General features: G+C 50.5%; 19 protein-coding genes. 8 read left to right on the top strand and 11 right to left on the bottom strand.

What is annotated here, in order from left to right; genetic code table 11:
* Nucleotides 1-50 precede the first annotated feature (50 nt).
* The 7 genes from HMPREF2675_RS07715 to HMPREF2675_RS07685 form a co-directional block, all read right to left on the bottom strand.
* Nucleotides 51-479 carry a L,D-transpeptidase gene (locus tag HMPREF2675_RS07715; RefSeq protein ID WP_070814630.1) on the bottom strand — a complete coding sequence of 143 codons (429 nt, stop codon included), beginning with the start codon at nucleotides 477-479 and terminating at the stop codon, nucleotides 51-53.
* Nucleotides 480-487: 8 nt separating this feature from the next.
* Complete coding sequence (locus HMPREF2675_RS07710; protein WP_070461158.1) at nucleotides 488-1003, bottom strand: outer membrane protein assembly factor BamE; 516 nt, start codon at nucleotides 1001-1003, stop codon at nucleotides 488-490.
* Between the two features lie 459 nt (nucleotides 1004-1462).
* Complete coding sequence (locus HMPREF2675_RS07705) at nucleotides 1463-2101, bottom strand: MBL fold metallo-hydrolase (protein ID WP_004519037.1); 639 nt, start codon at nucleotides 2099-2101, stop codon at nucleotides 1463-1465.
* Nucleotides 2102-2162: 61 nt separating this feature from the next.
* On the bottom strand, nucleotides 2163-2687 hold the full coding sequence (locus HMPREF2675_RS11080; RefSeq protein ID WP_049323581.1) for a DUF4189 domain-containing protein: 525 nt from the start codon (nucleotides 2685-2687) through the stop codon (nucleotides 2163-2165).
* 55 nt (nucleotides 2688-2742) lie between these two features.
* Complete coding sequence (locus HMPREF2675_RS07695; protein WP_070814628.1) at nucleotides 2743-3393, bottom strand: HAD-IA family hydrolase; 651 nt, start codon at nucleotides 3391-3393, stop codon at nucleotides 2743-2745.
* Nucleotides 3394-3480: 87 nt separating this feature from the next.
* Nucleotides 3481-3969, bottom strand: a complete 489-nt coding sequence (locus HMPREF2675_RS07690; RefSeq protein WP_070814627.1) for an SHOCT domain-containing protein — start codon at nucleotides 3967-3969, stop codon at nucleotides 3481-3483.
* 39 nt (nucleotides 3970-4008) lie between these two features.
* Nucleotides 4009-5001, bottom strand: a complete 993-nt coding sequence (locus HMPREF2675_RS07685; protein ID WP_070814626.1) for an RluA family pseudouridine synthase — start codon at nucleotides 4999-5001, stop codon at nucleotides 4009-4011.
* Nucleotides 5002-5515: 514 nt separating this feature from the next.
* Between HMPREF2675_RS07685 and HMPREF2675_RS07680 the strand changes: the two genes are divergently transcribed.
* Nucleotides 5516-8407 carry an Rne/Rng family ribonuclease gene (locus tag HMPREF2675_RS07680; RefSeq protein WP_070814625.1) on the top strand — a complete coding sequence of 964 codons (2892 nt, stop codon included), beginning with the start codon at nucleotides 5516-5518 and terminating at the stop codon, nucleotides 8405-8407.
* 259 nt (nucleotides 8408-8666) lie between these two features.
* Here HMPREF2675_RS07680 and mscL read toward each other — a convergent pair whose 3' ends face one another.
* Nucleotides 8667-9110, bottom strand: a complete 444-nt coding sequence (mscL, locus tag HMPREF2675_RS07675; protein WP_070461139.1) for a large conductance mechanosensitive channel protein MscL — start codon at nucleotides 9108-9110, stop codon at nucleotides 8667-8669.
* Between the two features lie 447 nt (nucleotides 9111-9557).
* Nucleotides 9558-10346 carry an enoyl-ACP reductase FabI gene (fabI, locus tag HMPREF2675_RS07670; RefSeq protein ID WP_070504191.1) on the bottom strand — a complete coding sequence of 263 codons (789 nt, stop codon included), beginning with the start codon at nucleotides 10344-10346 and terminating at the stop codon, nucleotides 9558-9560.
* Nucleotides 10347-10554: 208 nt separating this feature from the next.
* Here fabI and ppk1 point away from each other — a divergent pair, with 208 nt between their 5' ends.
* The 7 genes from ppk1 (at nucleotide 10555) to HMPREF2675_RS07635 (ending at nucleotide 22281) form a co-directional block, all read left to right on the top strand.
* Nucleotides 10555-12612, top strand: a complete 2058-nt coding sequence (ppk1, locus tag HMPREF2675_RS07665; RefSeq protein WP_070814624.1) for a polyphosphate kinase 1 — start codon at nucleotides 10555-10557, stop codon at nucleotides 12610-12612.
* A 102-nt stretch (nucleotides 12613-12714) separates the two neighbouring features.
* Complete coding sequence (locus HMPREF2675_RS07660; RefSeq protein ID WP_070814623.1) at nucleotides 12715-14730, top strand: prolyl oligopeptidase family serine peptidase; 2016 nt, start codon at nucleotides 12715-12717, stop codon at nucleotides 14728-14730.
* A 172-nt stretch (nucleotides 14731-14902) separates the two neighbouring features.
* Nucleotides 14903-16828 carry a site-specific DNA-methyltransferase gene (locus HMPREF2675_RS07655; RefSeq protein ID WP_283127811.1) on the top strand — a complete coding sequence of 642 codons (1926 nt, stop codon included), beginning with the start codon at nucleotides 14903-14905 and terminating at the stop codon, nucleotides 16826-16828.
* Nucleotides 16829-16838: 10 nt separating this feature from the next.
* A complete protein-coding gene (locus HMPREF2675_RS07650; protein ID WP_070814622.1) occupies nucleotides 16839-19472 on the top strand; it encodes a restriction endonuclease in 2634 nt (877 codons plus the stop codon).
* A 289-nt stretch (nucleotides 19473-19761) separates the two neighbouring features.
* A complete protein-coding gene (gene acpP / locus HMPREF2675_RS07645) occupies nucleotides 19762-19998 on the top strand; it encodes an acyl carrier protein (protein WP_003679644.1) in 237 nt (78 codons plus the stop codon).
* A 162-nt stretch (nucleotides 19999-20160) separates the two neighbouring features.
* A complete protein-coding gene (fabF, locus tag HMPREF2675_RS07640) occupies nucleotides 20161-21408 on the top strand; it encodes a beta-ketoacyl-ACP synthase II (RefSeq protein ID WP_070814621.1) in 1248 nt (415 codons plus the stop codon).
* A 183-nt stretch (nucleotides 21409-21591) separates the two neighbouring features.
* Complete coding sequence (locus HMPREF2675_RS07635; protein WP_003748074.1) at nucleotides 21592-22281, top strand: hypothetical protein; 690 nt, start codon at nucleotides 21592-21594, stop codon at nucleotides 22279-22281.
* A 55-nt stretch (nucleotides 22282-22336) separates the two neighbouring features.
* On the opposite strand, the gene HMPREF2675_RS07630 is transcribed toward HMPREF2675_RS07635, so the two are convergent.
* Entirely contained in the window at nucleotides 22337-22666 is a 330-nt protein-coding gene (locus HMPREF2675_RS07630; RefSeq protein WP_070814620.1) for a rhodanese-like domain-containing protein, read from the bottom strand.
* Nucleotides 22667-22718: 52 nt separating this feature from the next.
* On the bottom strand, nucleotides 22719-23375 hold the full coding sequence (locus tag HMPREF2675_RS07625; protein WP_070814619.1) for a protein-L-isoaspartate O-methyltransferase family protein: 657 nt from the start codon (nucleotides 23373-23375) through the stop codon (nucleotides 22719-22721).
* Nucleotides 23376-23419 lie beyond the last annotated feature (44 nt).

Below are 23419 nucleotides of genomic sequence, written 5' to 3'. Positions count from 1 at the left end.
AGGCCGTCTGAAAAATATTCAGACGGCCTTTATTCAAACTAAAGCCTACATCAGATGACTTCTAAAATGAAATACTGACGCAGTTTTTCGTACACATTATTTTGTACGTTGATACAACCATTGGTTATGATGCGGTCGGCCACGTGAGGGGAGGCGATGCGTTCCATGCGTCTTTCCTGCGGCTTGAGCGTCCATACCCTGTGTAACGCAAACAGAAAGTCATTTTCTTCTTTAAAGCCGATAACTTCGCCACCGTAACCCGGTTTGCTGGTCATCATCGGCGTCATATTGAATTTGCCTTTCGGAGTGGTCTTGCCAATCAGTACCGGATGGCACTGACCGTCATCGGCAAAGCAAAGCTCCGCCTTAGCTGTATTGACCACAACTTTTTTACGCTGGATATAGTCACTGACAGCATCGGCAGCGGCCAAAGAATTCAGACCTACTGCCAAGGCTATACCCAATAGGATCCGTTTCAAATTTGTCCTTATTGACGGATGCGGTTAGGAGCTTCTTTAATGATCTCGCGGATGATCACTTGAGGCTCTTGTTTAGGTGTAGGTGCTGGAGGAGGACATACGGCATCTTTAGGGAATACTGGATTCCAGAAGAAGCTGCGTGCAAATTTGTCTTTGTCGTAGATCACTTTGTATTGGCAAGTAGTGATGCCTTCAACGCCAGAAGTGTTTTCAGGGTCAACGCCTACGCCTGGGGTGTAGAAGTGGAACAGGTAGTCCCATTCACGCACGCCAACCATGCCTTCGTCGTAGTGAGGACGGCCGAGGATTTTGTAGATGTCGTCTTTGGTCAGACCAGGACGCATTTGATCCAGCTCGTCAAAAGTCGGGAATGTACCGCGGTCTTTGTTGAAGGTCAGGGAGTAAGGTTTAGGGAAGCGTGGCTCGTCTGTAGTGCCTTCAGGAGTGATTTTGCTCTTAGTAGCACAGGCGGCCAGCAGGCCGGTAGCCAGCAGGACGAAGCCTACTTTTGCGATTTTTTTCATTTGATAATCCTTTTATTGATTTTACCGGCCGAACTTTTCAGACGGCCTGTTAGTGCCGGCAGCGAGTTTGCCGGTTTACCCAAATAATGTTGTGCTTCTTAAAGATGTACCCGATGGTTTGACAAACAGAACATTGGCACATTCCGGCAGGGCATTACGCCTCATCTCCGTTGTATCCGCCTGAATCGGCAGAACCGTTCAGACGGCCTGACTGACATTTATTGTCACTTTGTAACAATTTCACTGCGAGTAAGGCTTGGGGTTTAGAGATTTCCGGTTTTTGATAAATCAGGTTGTATTGCGTAATACCTTGTTATCTTTGTGCTTTAGTTCTTTTTGGCATTTGCCGGAGATTAGGTACTTAATCTTTCGGGTATTATCCCTGCAAATTGTATGCCAGTTTTCCTTTATACGCATAATCTGTGTATGTCAGAATGTTGGCTTTATACAAAATTCATATTAACGAACCAGAAACGGATTGTACCTTTTCTCATGCCCGATACTGGTCATACGGCCGTGTCCGGCTATAACTTGCGTGGTTTCGGGCAGGGTTAATAGTTTAGCGCAGATATTGTTTATGAGGTCATCATGATTGCCGCGCGGAAAATCTGTGCGACCAACGGTCTCATAAAACAAAACATCGCCTGCGACTAAAAGCCCGTTTTCGGCGTTGTAAAAAACGACTTGTCCGGGAGTGTGGCCGGGAATGTGGAGGACTTGGAAGCTGTGGTTGCCGACCTTGAGCGTTTCCCCTTCTTCCAGCCAGCGTGTCGGCGTGAATGACGGAGAAACAGGGAAACCGTATTGCGCCGTTGTTTGCGGAAGGGCTTGGAGCAGGAATTCGTCGTCTTTGTGCGGGCCGAGAACAGGTACGTCGCAGGTTTTCAAAAGCTCAACCACGCCGCCTGCATGGTCAAGATGGCCGTGGGTCAGCCAAATGGCGGTCAGCTTGAGGCCTTTGTTTTGGACTTGTTGCAATAAATAGGGTACATCGCCGCCGACATCGGTCAAAACGGCTTCTTTGGTTTCATCATCCCAAATCAACGTGCAGTTTTGACGGAAGGGGGTAACGGCATTGATTTCAAATTGGAGTGCCATGAGTGTTCCTGGGAAAGGCTTATTTAATGGTTATTTACGTTTTAGACGACCTTTGGTCTATTTAGAATCTAGGCATTGAGCAGGCTTCGTTTACAACGATTTTGCATTTAAGAGCACCAGCTGCATTACATTTATTTAAAGCTTTAGGTTCAGCAAGACCGGGAGCTTCCATACCATAAAATGTTTTTAATTTTTTTCCGGATGTTCCTTGAGCTACTGCAACGCAGCCGTTTCTGACTGAAGCTGCTATAACACAGGGGGCATTGCTTCCTCCTCGTTCACAGGTCCTGATGGCTTCCTTTTCAGCTTCGGCACGAGAATCCATATCGAGTGCACCACCTGAAATACCCGTTTTAATATTAACTGCCAGTGCCAAATATTTTGAAGGAACATCAATATTGATAATTTTGGGTTGAGTGGAACCGCTATTGGAAGATTGAGGTCTTCCAACGTTATATAGAATCTGTCGGCCAGAGCTATCAATAATACGGCAGGTTCCAGTTGCAGGTTGGTATTCTCCACCACAGCCATTGGCGTAAACATTAAGGCTTGCCAGCCCCAATAACACAAAAAGCATTTTTTTCATTTCAAATCCAATCTATTAGTTATCTAAATCTTTGTCAGTTGGTGCACACCGTCCTTTATAAGGTTTCCAATACATCGGGCAATTCGGCCAAGCTGTTGAGCATGGCGATATGGGGCAGGGCGGAAAGCTGTTTGGCGGTGTGCGCGCCGGTGGTGACTGCGATGGCACGGATTTTGGCATTGGCGGCCATTTCTAGGTCGTGGGTGGTGTCGCCGACGACGACGGCCTCTTCCGGCTCGACCCCCAGTCGGTCGCAGAGGGCGAGTACCATATCGGGCGCGGGTTTGGACGGATATTCGCTAGCGCAGGCGGTTTCCAGCCAGAAGGCTTGGGTGCCGGTTTGCTCGATGGACCTATCCAGTCCGCTGCGGCCTTTGCCGGTCGCTACGGCAAGCCAATAACCTTGTTGCTTCAAGCGTTGCAGGCAGGGCAGGGCTTCGGGGAACAGGGTCATGTTGCGGTTGTTGGGATTGAGGTAGTGCGCGGCATAGGTCTCAATCAGGGTTTCCTGAACGTGTTCGCTGACGTTGTGGGCAAGGCGGCGGATGATGCCGGAGAGGCTGTATCCAATGAGCGGGCGGATTTGGTCGGCTTCGGGAACGGGCAGGCCGCAATCGGCAAAGCTTTGCTGGAAGGTGTGGATGATGGGGTTGGTGGTGTCGGCAAGCGTGCCGTCCCAGTCGAAAATGATGAGTTTGGGTTTCATGGGTTTCCTTTCAGACGGCCTTGAGTAACTTATTATTTTAAAAGTGTATTTTGGTGTGGCTGAATTCACCAAAATACACGAATAGAACTATGGGTTACTTAATATTTTAACTTTTTCTTGATTGAATTCTTGTTCGGAAAGAATACCTTGATCTAATAATTTCTTTAAATTTACTAATTGATCATATTTTTTGTTGTTGCTTGAATTATCAATATCTTGTTTTGTCTCTGTGCAGATAAAAATAATTTCAATCCTAGGCCAATTCCCTAAGATGTGAGGAGGAGTAGATGCTCTTTCTCTAATTGCTTTCATACTTTTATTTTTTTGTTTGCAGAAAGCCTGTGCTCTTTTTTCAGCACTGTGTCTCACGGCAGTTGAAGGAGTAAGTCCTGATGCCCCTTGGTGGAATATGCGATATTCTTGTTCATTATTTTCATTAACATCTAAAATAGTTTCTTTGCCTTTGTAAATAATTGCCGTATCAAAACCCGAGTTGCCCTTTTCAACGATTTGGATTCCCGATGCAGTTGTACAACCAGCTAAAATTAATGCTAATGGAAGATAAAATTTGTACATGACGTTTCCTTATTTTGGGTTGAGTAAATCTATTTGCTTTCAGACGGCCTTTTCCTGATTTTCCAACATTACAACAAATTGCGCCAATTCTTGCGGCAGGGGGGCTTTCAGAATCAGTTTTTCGCCGGTCAGCGGATGGGCGAGGTGCAGCTCGGAAGCGTGCAGGAACATTCTTTTCAAACCGAGTTTCTGCAGGCGTTTGTTGGCTTGATAGTCGCCGTAGCGTTCGTCGCCGGCAATGGGGCAGTCTTGTGATTGCAGGTGGACGCGGATTTGGTGGGTGCGGCCGGTTTTCAGGGTGGCTTCGACAAAGGTCAGGTCGGACAGGCCGACTTGGTGCAAAAGGCCGTCTGAAAAACGGTTTAACACGCGGAAGATGGTGTGGGCTGATTGGCCATCTTCGCTGACGCGCACCATTTTTTCGCCTTGTGCGCCGGTGTATTTGAACAGGGGGAGCTTGACGTGGAAGCGGTCGTTCGGTAGTTTGCCTACTCCCAGCGCGAGATAGATTTTTTTTGGGTGGTCGTTGCGGATGGCTTCGTGCAGCTTCACTAAGGCGCTGCGTTTTTTGGCTATCATCAAAAGGCCGCTGGTGTCTTTGTCGAGGCGGTGGACGAGTTCGAGATAACGCGCTTCGGGACGGGCGCGGCGGATTTGTTCGATGACGCCGAAGCTCACGCCGCTGCCGCCGTGGACGGCAACGCCGGACGGTTTGTTGATGACCAAAAGCGCATCGTCTTCGTAAACGATGTCAAACTCGCGCGCGGGCGCAGCCTGAACGCGGCTTTCAGACGGCCTTTGTTTTTTGGCGGTGCGTATCGGAGGAATGCGGACGGTATCGCCTGCCTGAATGCGGTTGTCGGGTTTGCAGCGTTTTTTGTTCAGCCGCACTTCGCCAGCGCGGATGATGCGGTGGATATGGCTTTTCGGGACGCCTTTGAGGATTTTTATCAGATAGTTATCAAGGCGTTGGCCTTCCTCGTGTTCGGCAACGGCAATCAGGCTGACTGAATCTTTGCGTATTGCGTGCATTTTCTCTATAATCCCAAACGTCCGTTTCCGGACCCGAACCTGCCGTCGCAGGCCGTCTGAAACGGATTTATTGTTAAAACGAGATTTTATATTAAAAACGCACTCCGCAAAGCATTTCCTTGTGTTTGTTCAAAGCCGGCAAACGCAATCCCGTAATTAAGTTTGAATTGAACCTGCCGTCCGGCCGGGCGTAAGACGCAGTCCGCGCAGTACCGTCCGAAATTACCGGCGCTACGATAATAAGAAGATGTAGGCTGCCTTATTTTGTCCGAAGCATCAGCATTCGGACGGCAGCGGAACCATCAACCTTTCCGCCGCATTGTTCTTTATTTCCTTCTTTATCCGAATCCGTCCGCACATGGCTTGAGTTCAAGCATGCAACCTTGCGGATTTCAAATCAAAAACTGGTTACACAGGGGTTCCCCCATCTTGCCTTTGCAGAGTGCCAACCGGACAGACAGGCCGTCTGAAAAAGATATTCACAAATCAAACGGCCGCTGTTCACGAGGTGACTATGAAAAGAATGTTATTCAACGCAACGCAGGCCGAAGAGCTGCGCGTTGCCATTGTCGATGGCCAAAACCTTTTGGACTTGGACATCGAAACGCTGGGCAAAGAACAGCGTAAAGGCAATATCTACAAAGGTATCATTACCCGCATCGAGCCGTCGCTGGAAGCGTGTTTCGTCGATTACGGAACCGACCGCCACGGCTTTTTGCCGTTTAAGGAAGTGTCGCGTTCGTATTTCCGCGACTACGAAGGCGGCAGGGCGCGTATTCAGGACGTGCTCAAAGAGGGCATGGAAGTCATCGTCCAAGTCGAAAAAGACGAGCGCGGCAACAAAGGCGCGGCGCTGACCACCTTCATCAGCCTGGCCGGCCGCTATCTGGTATTGATGCCGAACAACCCGCGCGGCGGCGGCGTATCCCGCCGTATCGAAGGCGAAGAGCGTCAAGAGTTGAAAGCTGCTATGGCCGAACTCGACATTCCGAACGGCATGAGCATCATCGCCCGCACCGCCGGCATCGGCCGCAGCGCGGAAGAGTTGGAATGGGATTTGAACTACCTCAAACAACTCTGGCAAGCCATTGAAGAAGCAGGCAAAGCGCATCATGACCCTTACCTGCTCTTTATGGAAAGCTCGTTGCTGATTCGTGCGATTCGCGACTATTTCCGTCCCGACATCGGCGAGATTTTGGTGGACAATCAAGAAGTTTACGACCAAGTTGCCGAGTTCATGAGTTACGTCATGCCGAGCAATGTAGGCCGTCTGAAACTCTATCAAGACCACACGCCGCTGTTTTCCCGTTTCCAAATCGAACACCAAATCGAAAGCGCGTTCTCACGCAGCGTCAGCCTGCCTTCAGGCGGCGCGATTGTGATCGACCACACCGAAGCCCTGGTTTCCATCGACGTCAACTCTGCACGCGCCACACGCGGCGCGGACATCGAAGACACCGCGTTCAAAACCAATATGGAAGCCGCCGAAGAGGTTGCCCGCCAAATGCGCCTGCGCGACTTGGGCGGTTTGGTCGTCATCGACTTTATCGATATGGAAAATCCAAAGCACCAACGCGATGTTGAAAACGTCCTGCGCGACGCGCTCAAAAAAGACCGCGCCCGCGTGCAAATGGGCAAACTTTCGCGTTTCGGCCTTTTGGAATTGAGCCGCCAACGTTTGAAACCGGCTTTGGGCGAAAGCAGCCATGTTGCGTGTCCGCGCTGTGCCGGTACCGGTGTCATCCGCGGTATCGAATCCACCGCCCTGCACGTTTTGCGCATCATTCAAGAAGAAGCAATGAAAGACAACACCGGCGAAGTACGCGCACAAGTGCCTGTCGATGTTGCCACCTTCCTGTTGAACGAAAAACGCGCCGAGCTGTTTGCGATGGAAGAGCGTTTGGATGTAAATGTCGTCCTGATTCCGAATATCCACTTGGAAAATCCGCACTACGAAATCAACCGCATCCGCATCGATGATGTAGAAGAAGACGGCGAACCGAGCTACAAACGCGTTGCCGAGCCGGAAGAAGACGAATCCGCCAAACCTTTCGGCAGCGAAAAAGCCAAAGCGGCCCGTCCTGAGCCTGCCGTCAAAGGCGTGCGCCATACCCAGCCTGCACCGACTGTCTCTCCTGAGAAAAAAGCCTCTTGGTGGGACAGCTTCAAAGCTTGGTTGAAACGCATTTTCGGCGGCGAGCCTGCGCCTGCCGCAGTCGCTCAAGAGCCTGCCGAAAAACGCACGGCAAACAACCGCGGCCAAAACGGCAACCGCCGTTCGAGCAGCCGCCGTCAAAATCCGCGCCGCAACGACAAACACGACGGCAGCAAAGTCGAAGTGCGCGAAGTGAATGCCGAAGCCGCCGACAGTAAGTTTGAAGAAAGCAAATCAAACGAAAGCCGCAACGACGAGCGTAAAGAAAGCCGCCGCAGCCGCAACCGCAACAACCGCCGCGATGAGCGCAACAACGAGCGTAACCGTGTCGAGGAAACGGTTGAAGACGTAAACGTTCAAGAAGTGGCCGCACTGGCTGAGATGCCGTCTGAAAACCAAGCGGAACAAAACGGCAATAAACGCCGCCGCAACAACGGCCGTAACGAGCGCAACCGTAACCAATATGCGGAAAGCCATGTTGAAGACGCAAACGTTCAAGCCGATAGCGAACAGGCGCAAGCGGAAGCGGACGACAACGCCCGCAGCGAAGAGGGTGTGAAAAACAACGGCCGTCAAGGACGCGACCGCAACAACCGTCAGCGCAACAACCGCAACGACCGCCGTTCCAACAGCAAAAAACGCAATATTCCGTCTTCGGCAAAAATCGAGCAATACCTGAACATTACCGACACCGCCGACAAAGTCCTCTTTGCCGTGGCGCATGTTTTGGGTTTGAACGAAACGGTTGAAGCTGAAAATGTGCCTTTGCCGCAGGAAGATGTTCATGCCGAGCCGCTGGTGATTGTGGTATCCGAGCCTGAAGTTGCCAGCGCAGAGCCATTCGTATTTGCCATTGAAAGCGAAGACGAGCCTGCCGTCGCGCAAACTGAAAGCGCCGATGCCGAGCAAGCCCTGTTGGCTTCTGCGGTCAGCAACGTCAAAGAAGCCATTTCTGCGGTATTATCTCCGAATGAAACTGCCGTTGCAGAAGTCGCAGAACCGGTTGAAGCAGCAACCGAAACTGTGGCAACGCAAACTGAGGCCGTAGCTGAAAAAGCGCCTGTTGCCGCTGTTTTGCCGGAAGGTTTGGGCGATTTGATTTTCGTTGAAACCGATCCGCAAGCCGTTGCCGCTTTTGCCTCGCAGCCGCAACCCGAACCAGTTGCCAAAACACGCCGTTCGGATGTGACTAAAGTAGAAGTGGAAGACGTAGCAGTCGAAATGATTTTGGTGGAAACACGCAAAGATTAAGATTGGTTTTCCAGTTAAAAGCCCGATGTTGAACGCATCGGGCTTTTTTATTAGCAAGGAGATGCACTGCTCATTTGCTTTGTGTTTGCTATGAGGGTTGCTTCATGGTTAAAAAAGCAGAATAACTTGCTGAGAAAGGGAAGGGCGTTATTCTTTTAATGGGAAGGACTTAAAGGTTATACCAGATTAGTATGAGAAAAGGCCGTCTGAAATGGTTTCAGACGGCCTTGGTTTGTGTGCGTATGTTTAGGTATTGTGATTAGTTTTTGTTCAGAGAGTCACGGATTTCGCGCAACAACAGAACTTCTTCGCTAGGCTCTGCCGGTGCTTCTTCAGCAGGAGCTTCGGCTTTTTTCACAGAGTTGATGGCTTTAACCACGCAGAAGATGGCAGCGGCGATGATCAGGAAGCTGATTACAGTGTTGATGAACAGACCGATGTTCAGGGTAACGGCACCGGCTGCTTGAGCGGCCGCCAGGTTAGCGTAACCGGCTTCAGGAGCGGCTTGTGCGCCGTCTTTCAGTGTGATGAACAGATTGGAGAAATCAACGCCGCCGATCAACAGGCCGATAGGGGGCATGATTACGTCGTCAACCAATGATTTGACGATGCCGCTGAATGCTGTACCGACAACCATACCGACTGCGAGGTCGATCACGTTGCCACGCATAATAAATTCTTTAAATTCTGAAGCGATTGACATAATTAATCTCCTGTATGTGTTTGAGTCAAAATCAGATGTAGTTCAATAAAACGGCAGGCATATTAACGCTTTATCGGTTAAGAAAATTTCAATAATGTTAAATTTTGTATTTCATGCTAAAAATGCCCGGCTTCTATGCCTTCTGTATGAAAAACAGGCCGTCTGAATTTTTTTTGTTACTTTTTTGCACCACTTTTATCCGTGGCTAAGTATCAGATAATATGAATGTTATCTTTAGAATCAATGCTCTATCAGGTCTTTAGGTTAAGATGGAATGATAATATAATAATGTTGAAAACATAATCATTGAAAGCCTGTAAAGCTAATGTTTCGTATCCGTATTTGACTTTCAGACGGTCTTTTGGGTTATGCAGTTATTCAAGCCATAATGTAACGGTCATAAAAAACGCACTTTCATGATGAAAGTGCGTTTGGTGTGTAAACCGTTTAGTTTTCTTCGTCGTTCAGCGCGTTGATGCTGTAACCGCCGTCAACGTAGGTAATCTCGCCGGTGATGCCGGAAGCGAGGTCGGACAAGAGGAAGGCGGCGGTGTTGCCGACTTCTTCGATGGTAACGTTGCGGCCCAGCGGGTTGTGGGAAGCGACGTGGCCCAAGAGTTTGCTTAAATCGGCGATGCCGGAAGCGGCCAGGGTTTTGATCGGGCCTGCGGAGATGCCGTTGCAGCGGATGCCTTCTTTGCCCAGGCAGGCGGCGGTGAAGCGGATGCCGGCTTCGAGGCTGGCTTTGGCCATGCCCATAACGTTGTAGTTAGGAATGGCACGAACGGCGCCCAAGTAGCTCAGGGCGACGATTGCGGCGTTGCGGCCCTGCATCATCGGACGTGCGGCTTTTGCCAGCGCAGGCAGGCTGTATGCGGAGATTTCGTGAGCGGTGTTGAACGCTTCGCGGCTGATGCTGTCGAGGAAGTCGCCGCTCAAAGCTTCTTTAGGGGCGAAGCCGATGGAGTGAACCAAGCCGTCCAAGCCGTCCCAGTGTTTGCCTAAGTCAACGAAAACTTGGTTGATTTCGTCGTCGCTGGCAACGTCGCAGCGGAACACGAGTTCGGAGCCGAGTTCGGCCGCCATTTTACGGACGCGCTCTTCCAGTTTGTCGACAACATAAGTAAATGCCAATTCCGCGCCTTGTTCGCGGCAGGCTTTGGCGATGCCGTAAGCGATGGAACGCTCAGAGATCATGCCGGTAATCAGAATTTTTTTGCCTTGCAAAAAGCCCATTTTCTTATCCTTTAGCAGTGGTATTGCGGTTGCATTAAACTGCGCATTATAGCAAAAACCGCTGTTTCGGCATAGAAAATAACGGATAACCCTTTGTCTTGCCTCAAATAGGGATAAGGTTTTCTGTCAAGGCCGTCTGAAACCTGACGGAACAGCGGCAAAACGTTATACTTGATAGTCTTAATGACCGATGTTTCAGGAGTAAACCATGCCCGAGCAAAACCGCATTCTTTGCCGAGAACTCAGCCTGTTGGCGTTTAACCGCCGTGTACTGGCTCAGGCGCAGGATACGAAAGTTCCTTTATTGGAACGTTTGCGTTTTTTGTGCATTGTTTCTTCCAATTTGGACGAATTTTTTGAAGTGCGCATGGCGTGGTTGAAACGCGAAAACAAACTGCGTCCACATCAACTGCTCGACAACGACAAAACCGCAGCCGAAACCATCGAAGCGGTGGCAAAAGAGGCGCAGGCTCTGATCCGCGAGCAGTACGACCTGTTTAACAAAGTATTGCAGCCTGCACTCAGCCGTGCCGGCATTCATTTCTATCGCCGCCACAAATGGACGGCCGCGCAGAAAAAATGGATCGAAAACTATTTCGACAACGAGCTGTTGCCCATTCTCACGCCCATCGGCCTTGATCCGTCACACCCGTTCCCGCGCCCGTTAAACAAATCGCTCAACTTCGCCGTCGAACTCGAAGGTACGGATGCATTCGGCCGTCCGTCCGGAATGGCGATTGTGCAGGCTCCGCGCATTTTGCCGCGCGTCGTCCCCATGCCGTCTGAAATTTGCGGCGGTGATGCAGGCTTTGTGTTCTTGTCTTCGATTTTGCACGCCCATGTCGGCAAACTCTTTCCCGGCATGAAGGTTAAAGACTGCCATCAGTTCCGCCTCACGCGCGACAGCGATTTGACGGTCGATGAAGAAGATTTGAAAAACCTGCGTGCCGCGATTCAAAACGAATTGCACGACCGCGAATACGGCGACGGCGTGCGCTTGGAAGTGGCGGACACTTGTCCGGCGCATATTCACGACTTCCTGCTTGCCCAGTTCAAGCTGACTTCTGCCGAGCTGTATCAGGTCAAAGGGCCGGTTAATTTGGTGCGCCTCAATGCCGTCCCCGATTTGGTGGACAGGCCGGATTTGAAGTTTCCACCGCGCAATGCAGGCCGTCTGAAAGCCTTGCGCAAAAACGGCTCCGTATTCAAACTGGTCAAACAGTCGCCGATTTTGCTGCACCACCCGTATCAGTCTTTCGATCCGGTTGTCCAAATGATACGCGAAGCCGCAGCCGATCCGGATGTGTTGGCCGTTAAAATGACCATCTACCGCACCGGCAGCAATTCCGAGCTTGTACGCGCATTGATGAAGGCTGCGCTGGCGGGCAAACAAGTAACCGTCGTGGTTGAACTGATGGCGCGTTTTGACGAAGCCAACAACGTCAACTGGGCGAAACAGCTCGAAGAGGCGGGTGCGCACGTCGTGTACGGCGTATTCGGCTATAAAGTCCACGCTAAAATGGCTTTAGTTATCCGTCGCGAAGACGGCGTGCTCAAGCGCTATGCCCACCTCGGTACCGGCAACTACCACCAAGGCACATCGCGCATCTACACCGACTTCGGCATCATTACCGCCGACGAACAAATCACTGCCGATGTGAACATTCTGTTTATGGAAATCACAGGTTTGGGCAAGCCGGGCCGTCTGAACAAGCTCTATCAAAGCCCGTTTACCCTGCACAAAATGGTCATCGACCGCATCAAGCAGGAAACCGAACATGCCAAAGCCGGCAAACCGGCGCGGATTACCGCCAAGATGAATTCCCTCATCGAGCCGAGCGTAATTGATGCGCTGTATCAAGCCAGCGCGGCAGGCGTGCAAATCGATCTGATTGTGCGCGGTATGTGTACTTTGCGCCCGGGTGTAAAAGGCTTGTCCGAAAACATCCGCGTCCGTTCTATTATCGGCCGCCAACTCGAACACTCGCGCGTGTATTGCTTCCATAACAACGGCGCAGACGATACCTTTATCTCCAGCGCCGACTGGATGGGTCGCAACTTCTTCCGCCGCATTGAGGTTGCCACGCCGATTACCACGCCCGAACTCAAAGAACGCGTGATCCGCGAAGGTTTGGAAATGGCATTGGAAGACAATACCCAGGCTTGGCTGATGCAGCCTGACGGCAGCTACGTCCGCACCCAGCCGCAAGACGGCGAGCCTGCGTTTGGTTTGCAGGAAGGTTTGTGGAAAATATACGGACGTTGAGTTGAATAATGTCTCAGGCCGTCTGAAACGCAGGTTTCAGACGGCCTTTTTTGATTTTGCCGTTATAATTCCTTTTCCCAATCTTTCAGACGGCCTTTTCCTATGAAATCTTACCCCGATTCCTATCTTCATTTTGAAAACCTCGAATCTCCCGAAACGCAAGAGTTTGCCGCCGCGGCGCATGTCGAAACGCGCGCCCGTTTTTTAGAAAACGACAAAGCGCGCGCATTGTCTGACGGCATTTTGGCGCAGTTGCAGGACACGCGGCAGATTCCGTTTTGTCAGGAACACCGCGCGCGGATGTACCATTTCCATCAGGACGCAGAATATCCGAAGGGCGTGTACCGCGTATGTACCGCGGCGACGTATCGTTCCGGCTATCCTGAGTGGAAAATCCTGTTTTCAGTGGCGGATTTCGACGAATTGCTCGGCGACGATGTGTATTTGGGCGGCGTATCGCACTTGGTGGAAAAACCCAACCGCGCGTTGTTAACACTGAGCAAATCGGGCGGCGATACGGCGTACACGCTGGAAGTGGATTTGGAAGCAGGGGAATTGGTAGAAGGCGGTTTTCACTTTCCGGCAGGCAAAAACCATGTGTCGTGGCGCGATGAAAACAGCGTGTGGGTGTGTCCGGCTTGGGACGAACGCCAGTTGACCGAATCGGGCTATCCGCGCGAAGTGTGGCTGGTGGAACGCGGCAAAAGTTTCGAGGAAAGCCTGCCGGTGTACCAAATCGGCGAAGACGGGATGATGGTGAACGCGTGGCGTTATCTTGATCCGCAGGGTTCGCCGATTGATTTGATTGAAGCGTCGGACGGTTTTTACACCAAAACTTATTTGCAGGTGTCGGCCGAAGGCGAGGCGAAACCGTTAAACCTGCCCAACGATTGCGACGTAGTCGGCTATCTGGCCGGACATCTTTTGCTGACGCTGCGCAAAGACTGGAACCGTGCGAACCAAAGCTATCCGAGCGGCGCATTGGTGGCAGTAAAATTGAACCGCGGCGAATTGGGCGCGGCGCAGCTTTTGTTTGCGCCCGATGAAACGCAGGCATTGGAAAGCGTGGAAATGACCAAGCGTTTTGTGGTGGCGAGCCTGCTGGAGAACGTACAAGGCCGTCTGAAAGCATGGCGTTTTACCGACGGCAAATGGCAGGAAGTCGAACTGCCGCGCCTGCCTTCGGGCGCGTTGGAAATGACCGACCAGCCGTGGGGCGGCGACGTGGTTTACCTTGCCGCCAGCGATTTCACTACGCCGCTGACGCTGTTTGCGCTGGATTTGAACGTGATGGAACTGACCGTCATGCGCCGTCAGCCGCAGCAGTTTGATTCAGACGGCATCAACGTGCAGCAGTTTTGGACGACTTCGGCCGACGGCGAGCGTATTCCTTATTTCCACGTCGGCAAAAACGCCACGCCCGACACGCCGACTTTGGTCTATGCATACGGCGGTTTCGGCATTCCCGAATTGCCGCATTATCTGGGCAGCATCGGCAAATATTGGCTGGAAGAGGGCAATGCCTTTGTGTTGGCGAACATCCGCGGCGGCGGCGAATTTGGCCCGCGCTGGCATCAAGCAGCGCAGGGAATCAGCAAACACAAAAGCGTTGATGATTTATTGGCAGTCGTGCGCGATTTGTCCGAACGCGGCATGAGTTCGCCCAAACACATCGGTTTGCAGGGCGGCAGCAACGGCGGCCTGATTACCGCCGCCGCCTTCGTGCGCGAACCGCAAAGCATCGGTGCGCTGGTGTGCGAAGTGCCGCTGACCGATATGATCCGTTATCCGTTACTGTCCGCAGGTTCAAGTTGGACGGACGAATACGGCAATCCGCAGAAATACGAAGTCTGCAAACGCTGGCTGGGCGAATTGTCGCCGTATCACAATCTTTCAGACGGCATCGATTATCCGCCCGCACTCATTACCACCAGCCTCAGCGACGACCGCGTCCATCCCGCCCACGCGCTCAAGTTCTACGCCAAACTGCGTGAAACCTCGCCGCAATCTTGGCTCTACGCTCCGGACGGCGGCGGCCATACCGGCAACGGCACGCAACGCGAATCCGCCGACGAACTTGCCTGCGTATTGCTGTTTTTGAAAGAGTTTTTAGGGTAGAAGTAAGCAGCAGGACTGACTGTTTCGTAAAGTTGAGAAACAAAATACTCTTGTTTCGGCAAGTGAAAAGAAGGCCGTCTGAAAAACGAATATTAAAGTTTTTCAGACGGCCTTCTTTTCTTTTAACTTTCAACATATCCCGATAAAATGGACACTTTGTAAGTAATCATTGATGGAAGACGCAATTATGGCAACCGAACCGAACCGAACCGAACCGAACCGAACCGAAATTATACACGATTTAGAAAATAATTTCAAACAAAACAATATATTAAAACTCAAACAACTCTTTCCCGAAGTCTTTTGCGAAGACCAAATCGACTTTGAAAAGCTCAAGCTCGTCCTCGGCGCAGAAAACCTTGCTGGCGCGGGCGAACGTTATCAACTGGATTGGGCGGGCAAAACCGCCGCCTATCTCAACCTGCAAAGCCCCACTTCCCGCACCCTCGTTCCCTGCAAAGAAGAATCCGCAGATTTCGACGGCACGCAAAACGTGTTTATCGAAGCCGAAAACCTCGAAGCACTGAAAATCCTGCAAAAATCCTACGCCGGCAGCGTGAAGATGATTTACATCGACCCGCCCTACAATACCGGCAGCGACTCCTTTATTTATCCCGACAAATTCTCCGAAAGCCGCGAAGAATACGCCCGCCGCGTGGGCGATACCGACGACGCGGGCTACCTGAAGCGCGACGGCGTATTCCAAGGCGCGTGGCGCAAAAACGGCAAAGACAGCGGCCATTACCACAGCAACTGGCTCTCCATGATGCTGCCGCGCCTGCATCTGGCGAAAACCCTGCTGCGCGAAGACGGCGTGATTTTCATCAGCATTGACGACAACGAACAGGCGCAGTTGAAATTGTTGTGTGATGAAGTGTTTGGAGCGGAGAATTTTTTAGCTAATTTGATCTGGCAAAAGAAATACGCTGCAACAAATGATGCAAAGGGTTTTTCTACATTGCATGATTACATTATTGTTTATCAAAAAGGTTCTGAATTTGAGAGAAATTTATTACCGCGAACAGAAGCGCAAAATAAGCCATACAAAAATGATGATGGAGATGGAAAAGGTTTATGGAGAAGTGATAATTTGTTGGTTAAGTCGTTTTCGGCCAGTGCTGTTTATCCGATTAGAAACCCAAATACAGGAGAAGAATTTTTTCCGCCACAAGGTAGTTCTTGGAGAGCAAGTCAATCAACAATGGAAATTTGGTTAAAAGAAAATCGTATTTTTTTTGGTAAAGATGGATTAGGTGCTCCACAATTAAAACGGTATTTGAATGAAGTACAACAAGGTAGAGTGCCAACAACTTGGTGGAACTTTGAGGAAGTAGGACATAATGATGGTGCTAACAAGGAGCTGCAAAGTTTATTTAATTCAAAAGCGCCGTTCGACACACCGAAGCCAACAACTTTATTGTTACAAATGTTAAAAATTGGTTCAAATCCAAATGATCTAATCCTAGACTTCTTCTCCGGCAGCGGTACTACCGCCCACGCCGTGATGCAGCTTAATGCCGAAGACGGTGGCAGCCGCCGTTTCATCTGTGTCCAGCTCCCAGAAGAAACCGACGAAAAGTCCGAAGCGCGCAAGGCGGGTTTCAACACGATTGCCGAAATCGCCAAAGAACGCATCCGCCGCGCGGGCAGGCAGATTTCAGACGGCCTTCAAGACGGATCGGAAACAGATACGGGTTTTAAAGTTTTCAAACTTGCCGAAAGCGGTTTCAAACAATGGCGGCAGCCCGAGCAGGCCGATACGGAAGCCCTGCAACGCGAATTGTCGTTGAATATCGATTCCGTACTGTCTGAAACGTCGTCTGAAAACCTGCTCTACGAATTGATGCTGCGTATGGGTTTGAAGCTGACTTGCAAGGTTTCGTTTTCAGACGACGTGTATTTCGTGGAAGACGAGGATACGGGCGGGCTGTACGCTTTCCTGCTGGAACGCGTGAATCAAGGTTTGATTGATGCCGTGCTGGCGAAGCATCCCGTCAAGGTGGCGGCATTGGACAGGCTGTTCGAGGGCGACGACGCACTCAAAAGCAATACCGTATTGCAGATGAAAGATGCGGGCGTGATGTTCGAGTGTGTGTAGGGAGAAAACGATGGAACTGAAATTTGAAGAACTGCCCTATCAGCTTGATGCGGTAAATGCCGTTGCGAATCTTTTTGCAGGACAACCAAACCATGCCCGGACATTTGATTTGACCAGTCAGGGGACGGGGTGGTTTGTCGGCAACGGCTTGGATTTGGATTGGGAAACGCTAGGCAGGAATCTAAATGCAGTGCAAAAGCAAAACGGACAGCCTGAAACGGAAATCGGCGCGCACGGGCTGAATTTTTCCCTGGAAATGGAAACGGGTACGGGCAAAACCTATGTCTATCTGCGTACGGTTTGCGAATTGAACAAGCTCTACGGCTGGAAGAAGTTTGTGATTGTCGTGCCGGGCGTGCCGATACGTGAAGGCGTGTTGAAAAGTTTGGAAATTACGAAGGCGCATTTTGACGGGGTGTTTGGCAGGCCCGTGATGCGCTATTCGGAATATTCAAGCACGCGGCTGTCGGACTTGCGCGCTTTTGCGGTAAACGACCACATCGAGATTTTGGTGATCAACATCCAGTCGTTTGAAAAAGACGGAAACGTTATCAATAAGGTAAACGAAAGCGGGGAAGCGCCGATTAAGTTTATTCAGGAAACGTGTCCCATCGTCATTATCGACGAGCCGCAAAATATGGAAACGGAAGGCCGTCTGAATGCCTTGGAATCGCTCAATCCGCTCTTTACCCTGCGCTATTCGGCAACGCATAAAAACCCTTACCACAAGGTTTACAGCCTGAATCCCGTTCAGGCATACAATTTGAAGCTGGTAAAGCAAATCGAAGTCTTGCCGGTATTGGCGGAAAACGATGTGAACGGCGCATTTGCGGAGCTGCTGGAAGTAAAGCAGGCGGCCAAAGGTCGTCTGAAAGCCGATTTGAACATTCATTATCAGGATAAAAAGGAAACCAAGAAGAAAAAGGTATCCGTCAAATCGGGAGACGATTTGTTTGAAAAATCGGGCGGCAATGAAGCCTACCGCCACGGTTTTATCATTGACGGTATGGATTTCGATAATCAGGAATTGGCGTTCTCAAGCGGTAAAACCATTACGCGCGGCGGAGACGGCGATGCTGTACGCGATGAAATCATGAAAAACCAAATCCGCGAAACGGTAAGGGAGCATTTGGCGAAGGAGAAACGGCTGGATCCGCTGGGGATTAAGGTGTTGTCGCTGTTTTTCATCGACCGCGTGGAGAATTACCGCACAGCAGATGGAACAGCAGGTAAGTTTGCCCTTTGGTTTGAAGAAATCTATCGAGAGCTTTCAGGCAGCACCGATACGGCGGGCGTACACGACGGCTATTTCTCGCAAGACAAGAAAGGCCGTCTGAAAAACACCGACGGCACAACGCAGGCGGACAACGATACCTACCGCCTCATTATGCGCGACAAGGAAACCCTGCTTTCCTTCGGCAGCCCGCTGCGCTTTATCTTTTCCCATTCCGCGCTGAAAGAAGGCTGGGACAACCCCAATGTATTCCAAATCTGCACGCTCAACGAAACCCGCTCGCCGCTGAAAAAGCGGCAGGAAATCGGGCGCGGGCTGCGTATAGCCGTTAATCAGAAAGGGCGGCGCGTGCGTGATGAAAAAGTGAATGTGCTAACCGTGGTTCCGAACGAAAGCTACGAATCGTTTGCCGCCAACCTGCAAAAGGAATACGAAGACGAATGCGGCATTACCTTCGCCGCCGAAAACATCAAGGACGGCAATAAGAAGAAAAAACAGCTATTCCGCAAAGATTTTCCGCTCGATCCTGAATTTCAGGCAATTTGGGAGAGGTTGAAATACAAAACGCGCTACCGCGTGCGCTTTGATACGGAAGAATTGATTAAACAAGCTTCGGAGGCAGTAGCAAACTTGCCAGAAATCCAAAAGCCGAGAATCCGCGTCCGCAAGGCGCAATTAAAACAATCACAAACCTACGGTATCGAAACAGTTGAAATTGCCAGCCGCAGCCGTGAAATGGACGTTCAATGGGATATCCCGGACATACTCGGCGAGATTCAAAAAAAGACGGGGCTGACGCGGCGCACGGTGTACGAAATCATCACACAGTCAGGCCGTCTGAAAGATGTAGCTGGTAATCCGCAACGCTTCATCGACCTTGCTGCCGAAGCGGTAAACCGCAGCCTGTACGCATTGATGGCGGCAGGAATCGAGTATGAACAAACCGGCAAAGTGTATGACCAAAAGCTGTTGGAAAATATGGTGCGTGAAGGTATTGAGTTTTATGAGAACAGCTTTACATTTGCAGTAAGTAATCCGCAAAAAACCATTTGCGAAAACTATATCCCATTGGATTCCGGAACGGAAAAAAACTTTGCCGCCGATTGCGAGCATTATGATGCTGACCATGAAGGCGGTGTAGCGTTTTATTTCAAACTGCCAGGCTGGTTCAAAATCCCTACCCCACTGGGCAATTACAATCCCGATTGGGCAGTGGTAAAACAGGTTCAGGGCAAAGTGTACTTTGTTGCAGAAACTAAAAATACTGGCAAAGGCATTCAGGCTGGTGTGGATACGGACAAACTACGCCAAAATGAGAGGCTGAAAATCGAATGCGGCAAGCGGCATTTTGCGGCATTGGACGGGCTGGAATATCGTGAGACGGATGATGTGGGCAGTTTGGAAAAATAATTGGAGGAAATATTTGAAATTGCATTAAAGCCGTTTGAGAAGCCGAAATTAGGATTTTCAGACGGCCGCGACTCATGATAATAAAACTTAACCCTATGATATCAAATAAAAACAATTTCCTGCTTGTAGGTTAAAATTAGCCTATGCTAATATGCGCAACAACAGGTTTTTACTGAATAATCTGTGCTAAAATGCAGGATTAGATGGAAAACTCTATCCGAATTCGGTACAATACCGACGAATTATTTCTCTTAAACAACCTGCCGCAAGGCGAAAAGGAACGACTGATATGTCAAACATCGAACAACAAGTTAAAAAAATTGTTGCTGAACAACTGGGCGTAAACGAAGCCGAAGTGAAAAACGAATCTTCTTTCCAAGACGATTTGGGTGCTGACTCTCTGGACACCGTAGAACTGGTGATGGCTTTGGAAGAAGCTTTCGGCTGCGAAATCCCTGACGAAGACGCTGAAAAAATCACTACCGTACAATTGGCTATCGACTACATCAACGCCCACCAAGGCTAATCGGTCGCCTCAAACACCCAGCCTCTGCTGCGCCATCGCAATAGAGGCTTTTACCTTATTATCAAACCCCTGAAATTTCAGACGGCATGAGTTTTGCCCGTTTTCTCGAAGAAAAAGAGCAAGTCTGCCGCGAAAATCCCGACAACCAACAGCGAGATTATCATGAGTCAGAGAAGAGTAGTCATCACAGGTCTTGGCCAAGTATCACCGGTCGGCAACGACGTCGCCACCGCATGGAGCAATCTGCTCGCAGGCAAAAGCGGCATCGGACGGATTACCCGCTTTGACGCATCCGACATCAACAGCCAAATCGCCGGCGAAGTGCGCGATTTCGATATCGGCCAATACATCAGCGCGAAAGAAGCGCGCCGCATGGACGTGTTCATCCATTACGGTATCGCCGCCGCCCTGCAAGCCATCAATGATTCAGGCTTGGACGATTTGGAAACCCTCGACAAAGATCGTGTCGGTGTCAACATCGGCTCCGGTATCGGCGGTCTGCCGAGCATTGAAGCAACCGGCAAAGCCGTACTCGAAGGCGGCGCGCGCAAAATCAATCCTTTCTTTATCCCAGGCTCGCTGATTAACCTGATTTCCGGCCATGTAACCATCCTCAAAGGCTACCGCGGCCCGAGCTACGGCATGGTTTCTGCCTGTACAACCGGCGCACACTCCATCGGCGACTCTGCGCGACTGATTAAATACGGCGACGCGGATGTGATGATTGCCGGAGGTGCAGAAGGCGCGATCAGCACTTTGGGCGTTGGCGGTTTTGCCGCCATGAAGGCACTTTCCACCCGAAACGACGACCCTGCTACCGCTTCCCGTCCGTGGGACAAAGGCCGTGACGGTTTCGTTATCGGCGAAGGTGCTGGCGTGCTGGTGTTGGAAGAATTGGAACACGCGAAAAAACGCGGTGCGAAAATTTACGCCGAAATCGTCGGCTTCGGTATGAGCTCCGATGCTTACCACATTACCGCGCCTAACGAAGAAGGTCCTGCATTGGCCGTTACCCGCGCCCTGAAAGATGCCGGTCTGAATCCTGAAGACGTTGATTACGTTAACGCACACGGTACATCGACTCCTTTAGGCGATGCCAACGAAACCAAAGCCCTCAAACGCGCTTTGGGCGATCATGCGCGCAAAGTCATTGTTAACTCCACCAAATCCATGACCGGACACTTGCTCGGCGCGGCCGGCGGCGTGGAAGCGTTGTATAGCGTGTTGGCGGTACACGAGCAAAAATCTCCACCGACCATCAACATCTTTGAACAAGACGTTGAAGCCGGTTGCGATTTGGATTACTGCGCCAACGAAGCGCGCGACGCGAAAATCGACGTTGCCATCTCTAATTCCTTCGGTTTTGGCGGTACCAACGGCACATTGGTATTCAAACGCTTTACAGGCTGAATATAGGTTTTAAACCAGATTGGAAAGGCCGTCTGAAACTTGGTTTCAGACGGCCTTTATATTGTCCGTATTATAAATATTGTTGATAATCTATATCATTTATAGAATAATATGGTTTCGTCTAAGATTTGTCCGAGTTTTTCGGATAAATAGTCTAACCATATTCTACATCAGGAGTAAGCGATGAAACGCATCGGTATTTTGACATTGGCCGCCTTAGCTGCCATACCTGCATTTGCAGCTGATTTCGGCCATGAACAAGCATTGACCATAAACGGCAAACCTGCTTATCTGGCAGAAACATCGGCCCGTATTTTGGCAAATGAAGATTTGACTGCGCCGCAGTTGGTTGAAGATATTGCCGATGGGTTGGGGTCGAAAAAAATTCCGGGCTATAAATTGATGATTATGGGCCGTACTTATTCGGTGGCGGCGGAAACCAAACCGCCGAGAGAGGGTCAAACTCAGTGGCGGGACAATACGTTCATTCATCGCGGCGTAAAACTGTTTGTCGGTATTCCGGTTAAAAACGGCAAGATGGACTTGGCAGCTGCCCGATTGATTAATATCGGCGTGGTTGACGATAACGGTGGTGCCGCGCCTCATGATGAGGGTGAAAAAATCCGTCCGGTCGGCAAACAGCTGATGTCTCCCGATACCAAAGTGGAAAATGTGAAACTCAATATTGCCAAACTGACGTTCCCAAATATGAAATTGGGCGAAACCAGTGGCGGTGGCGTGAAATTGGAAGCATCGGCAACATTGGACGGTAAACCGATACAAACCAAAATCGATAGCACTTTCTCCCGCTTCTATTCGGCCAAACCAGCTGCTACACGGCCGTTTATGGCAGATGCACGGTTTGTGAAATAATCGCAAAGGCCGTCTGAAACCCAATTTCAGACGACCTTTTATTCATAAAAGCAATTTAATACCGCATCATCTTGGCATCGATTTGCTCCGCCCAAGCATCAATACCGCCTTGCAGGTTGTAAAGGTTTTCAAATCCGGCGTCTTCCAAATACATTGCCGTGTGCAGGCTGCGGATGCCGTGGTGGCAATAGACAACAATGGGTAAATCATCGTCGGGCAGCTCGTTTTGGCGCAGGGGGATGAGGTTCATCGGAATATGAATGGCAGCGGGCAGGGTGCAGATGGCGCGTTCTTCATCGGTACGGACGTCGAGCAGATGAAATGCGCGGCCTTCTTCCTGCCATTGCTTCAATTCGGTGGGCGGGAGTTGGATGATGTCGGTCATAAAGGTGGGGATAAAAGCATGAGGCCGTCTGAACTTTCAGACGGCCTGTTGTTTAAAAATCGAAATCGCCGAACGGATTAGCCGATTTATCTTCCAAGTGGGCCACGACGGTGTCGAACAATACTTTTTCGGAAAACTCATTGCCGTTGCGTGTCAGCAAAAGCGCGTGTTGTACCGGTTTGCGGCCGACAATGATGACCATGCGGCCGCCGTCTTTCAATTGCTCTTTTAAGATTTCAGGCACTCGGTCTACTGCGCCGCCTACATAAATCGCATCAAAAGGCGCGCCTTGCGATGCTTCGGTCAGGCCGTTGTTTTGCACATAATCGACGTTGGCAAAGCCCAATTCGTCCAAGACTTTTTTGGCACGTTGCTGTTGCTTGGCATCGATGTCGTCGGTAATGACTTTGCCGGCCAGTTTGGACAGCAGGGCGGTTGCATAGCCTGAGCCTGTACCGATTTCTAAGACGGTTTCGTCTTTTTTCAGTTTCAAACCTTGAGCCAGGCGGGCAACGACTTTGGGTTCCAACATCTTATGGCCGTTGGCCAGCGGCAGCTCCATATCCGCATAGGCCAAGCCTTGAAAAGCCTCGCCGACGAAATGTTCGCGCCCGATCTCCTCCAAAGCATCCAAAATGTCGAAATCCAAGACATCCCACGGACGAATCTGCTGTTCAACCATATTGAAACGCGCTTTTTCAAAGTCCATATTTGTGCTCCGTTCAATTCTTAATTTTATCGAAACATATATTA

Source organism: Neisseria sp. HMSC061H08, from assembly GCF_001836795.1.
GTDB lineage: Bacteria > Pseudomonadota > Gammaproteobacteria > Burkholderiales > Neisseriaceae > Neisseria > Neisseria subflava_A.
This window is presented reverse-complemented; position numbering and strand designations above follow the sequence as displayed.

Excerpts from the sequence above, each read along its gene's own strand:
- fabI (WP_070504191.1), bottom strand. The coding sequence starts at position 10,346 with ATGGGCTTTTTGCAAGGCAAAAAAATTCTGATTACCGGCATGATCTCT.
- fabF (WP_070814621.1), top strand. The coding sequence starts at position 20,161 with ATGAGTCAGAGAAGAGTAGTCATCACAGGTCTTGGCCAAGTATCACCG.
- mscL (WP_070461139.1), bottom strand. The coding sequence starts at position 9,110 with ATGTCAATCGCTTCAGAATTTAAAGAATTTATTATGCGTGGCAACGTG.
- HMPREF2675_RS07710 (WP_070461158.1), bottom strand. The coding sequence starts at position 1,003 with ATGAAAAAAATCGCAAAAGTAGGCTTCGTCCTGCTGGCTACCGGCCTG.
- HMPREF2675_RS07695 (WP_070814628.1), bottom strand. The coding sequence starts at position 3,393 with ATGAAACCCAAACTCATCATTTTCGACTGGGACGGCACGCTTGCCGAC.
- HMPREF2675_RS07650 (WP_070814622.1), top strand. The coding sequence starts at position 16,839 with ATGGAACTGAAATTTGAAGAACTGCCCTATCAGCTTGATGCGGTAAAT.
- HMPREF2675_RS07705 (WP_004519037.1), bottom strand. The coding sequence starts at position 2,101 with ATGGCACTCCAATTTGAAATCAATGCCGTTACCCCCTTCCGTCAAAAC.
- HMPREF2675_RS11080 (WP_049323581.1), bottom strand. The coding sequence starts at position 2,687 with ATGAAAAAAATGCTTTTTGTGTTATTGGGGCTGGCAAGCCTTAATGTT.
- HMPREF2675_RS07660 (WP_070814623.1), top strand. The coding sequence starts at position 12,715 with ATGAAATCTTACCCCGATTCCTATCTTCATTTTGAAAACCTCGAATCT.
- HMPREF2675_RS07625 (WP_070814619.1), bottom strand. The coding sequence starts at position 23,375 with ATGGACTTTGAAAAAGCGCGTTTCAATATGGTTGAACAGCAGATTCGT.
- HMPREF2675_RS07690 (WP_070814627.1), bottom strand. The coding sequence starts at position 3,969 with ATGTACAAATTTTATCTTCCATTAGCATTAATTTTAGCTGGTTGTACA.
- HMPREF2675_RS07685 (WP_070814626.1), bottom strand. The coding sequence starts at position 5,001 with ATGCACGCAATACGCAAAGATTCAGTCAGCCTGATTGCCGTTGCCGAA.
- acpP (WP_003679644.1), top strand. The coding sequence starts at position 19,762 with ATGTCAAACATCGAACAACAAGTTAAAAAAATTGTTGCTGAACAACTG.
- HMPREF2675_RS07655 (WP_283127811.1), top strand. The coding sequence starts at position 14,903 with ATGGAAGACGCAATTATGGCAACCGAACCGAACCGAACCGAACCGAAC.
- ppk1 (WP_070814624.1), top strand. The coding sequence starts at position 10,555 with ATGCCCGAGCAAAACCGCATTCTTTGCCGAGAACTCAGCCTGTTGGCG.
- HMPREF2675_RS07630 (WP_070814620.1), bottom strand. The coding sequence starts at position 22,666 with ATGACCGACATCATCCAACTCCCGCCCACCGAATTGAAGCAATGGCAG.
- HMPREF2675_RS07635 (WP_003748074.1), top strand. The coding sequence starts at position 21,592 with ATGAAACGCATCGGTATTTTGACATTGGCCGCCTTAGCTGCCATACCT.
- HMPREF2675_RS07680 (WP_070814625.1), top strand. The coding sequence starts at position 5,516 with ATGAAAAGAATGTTATTCAACGCAACGCAGGCCGAAGAGCTGCGCGTT.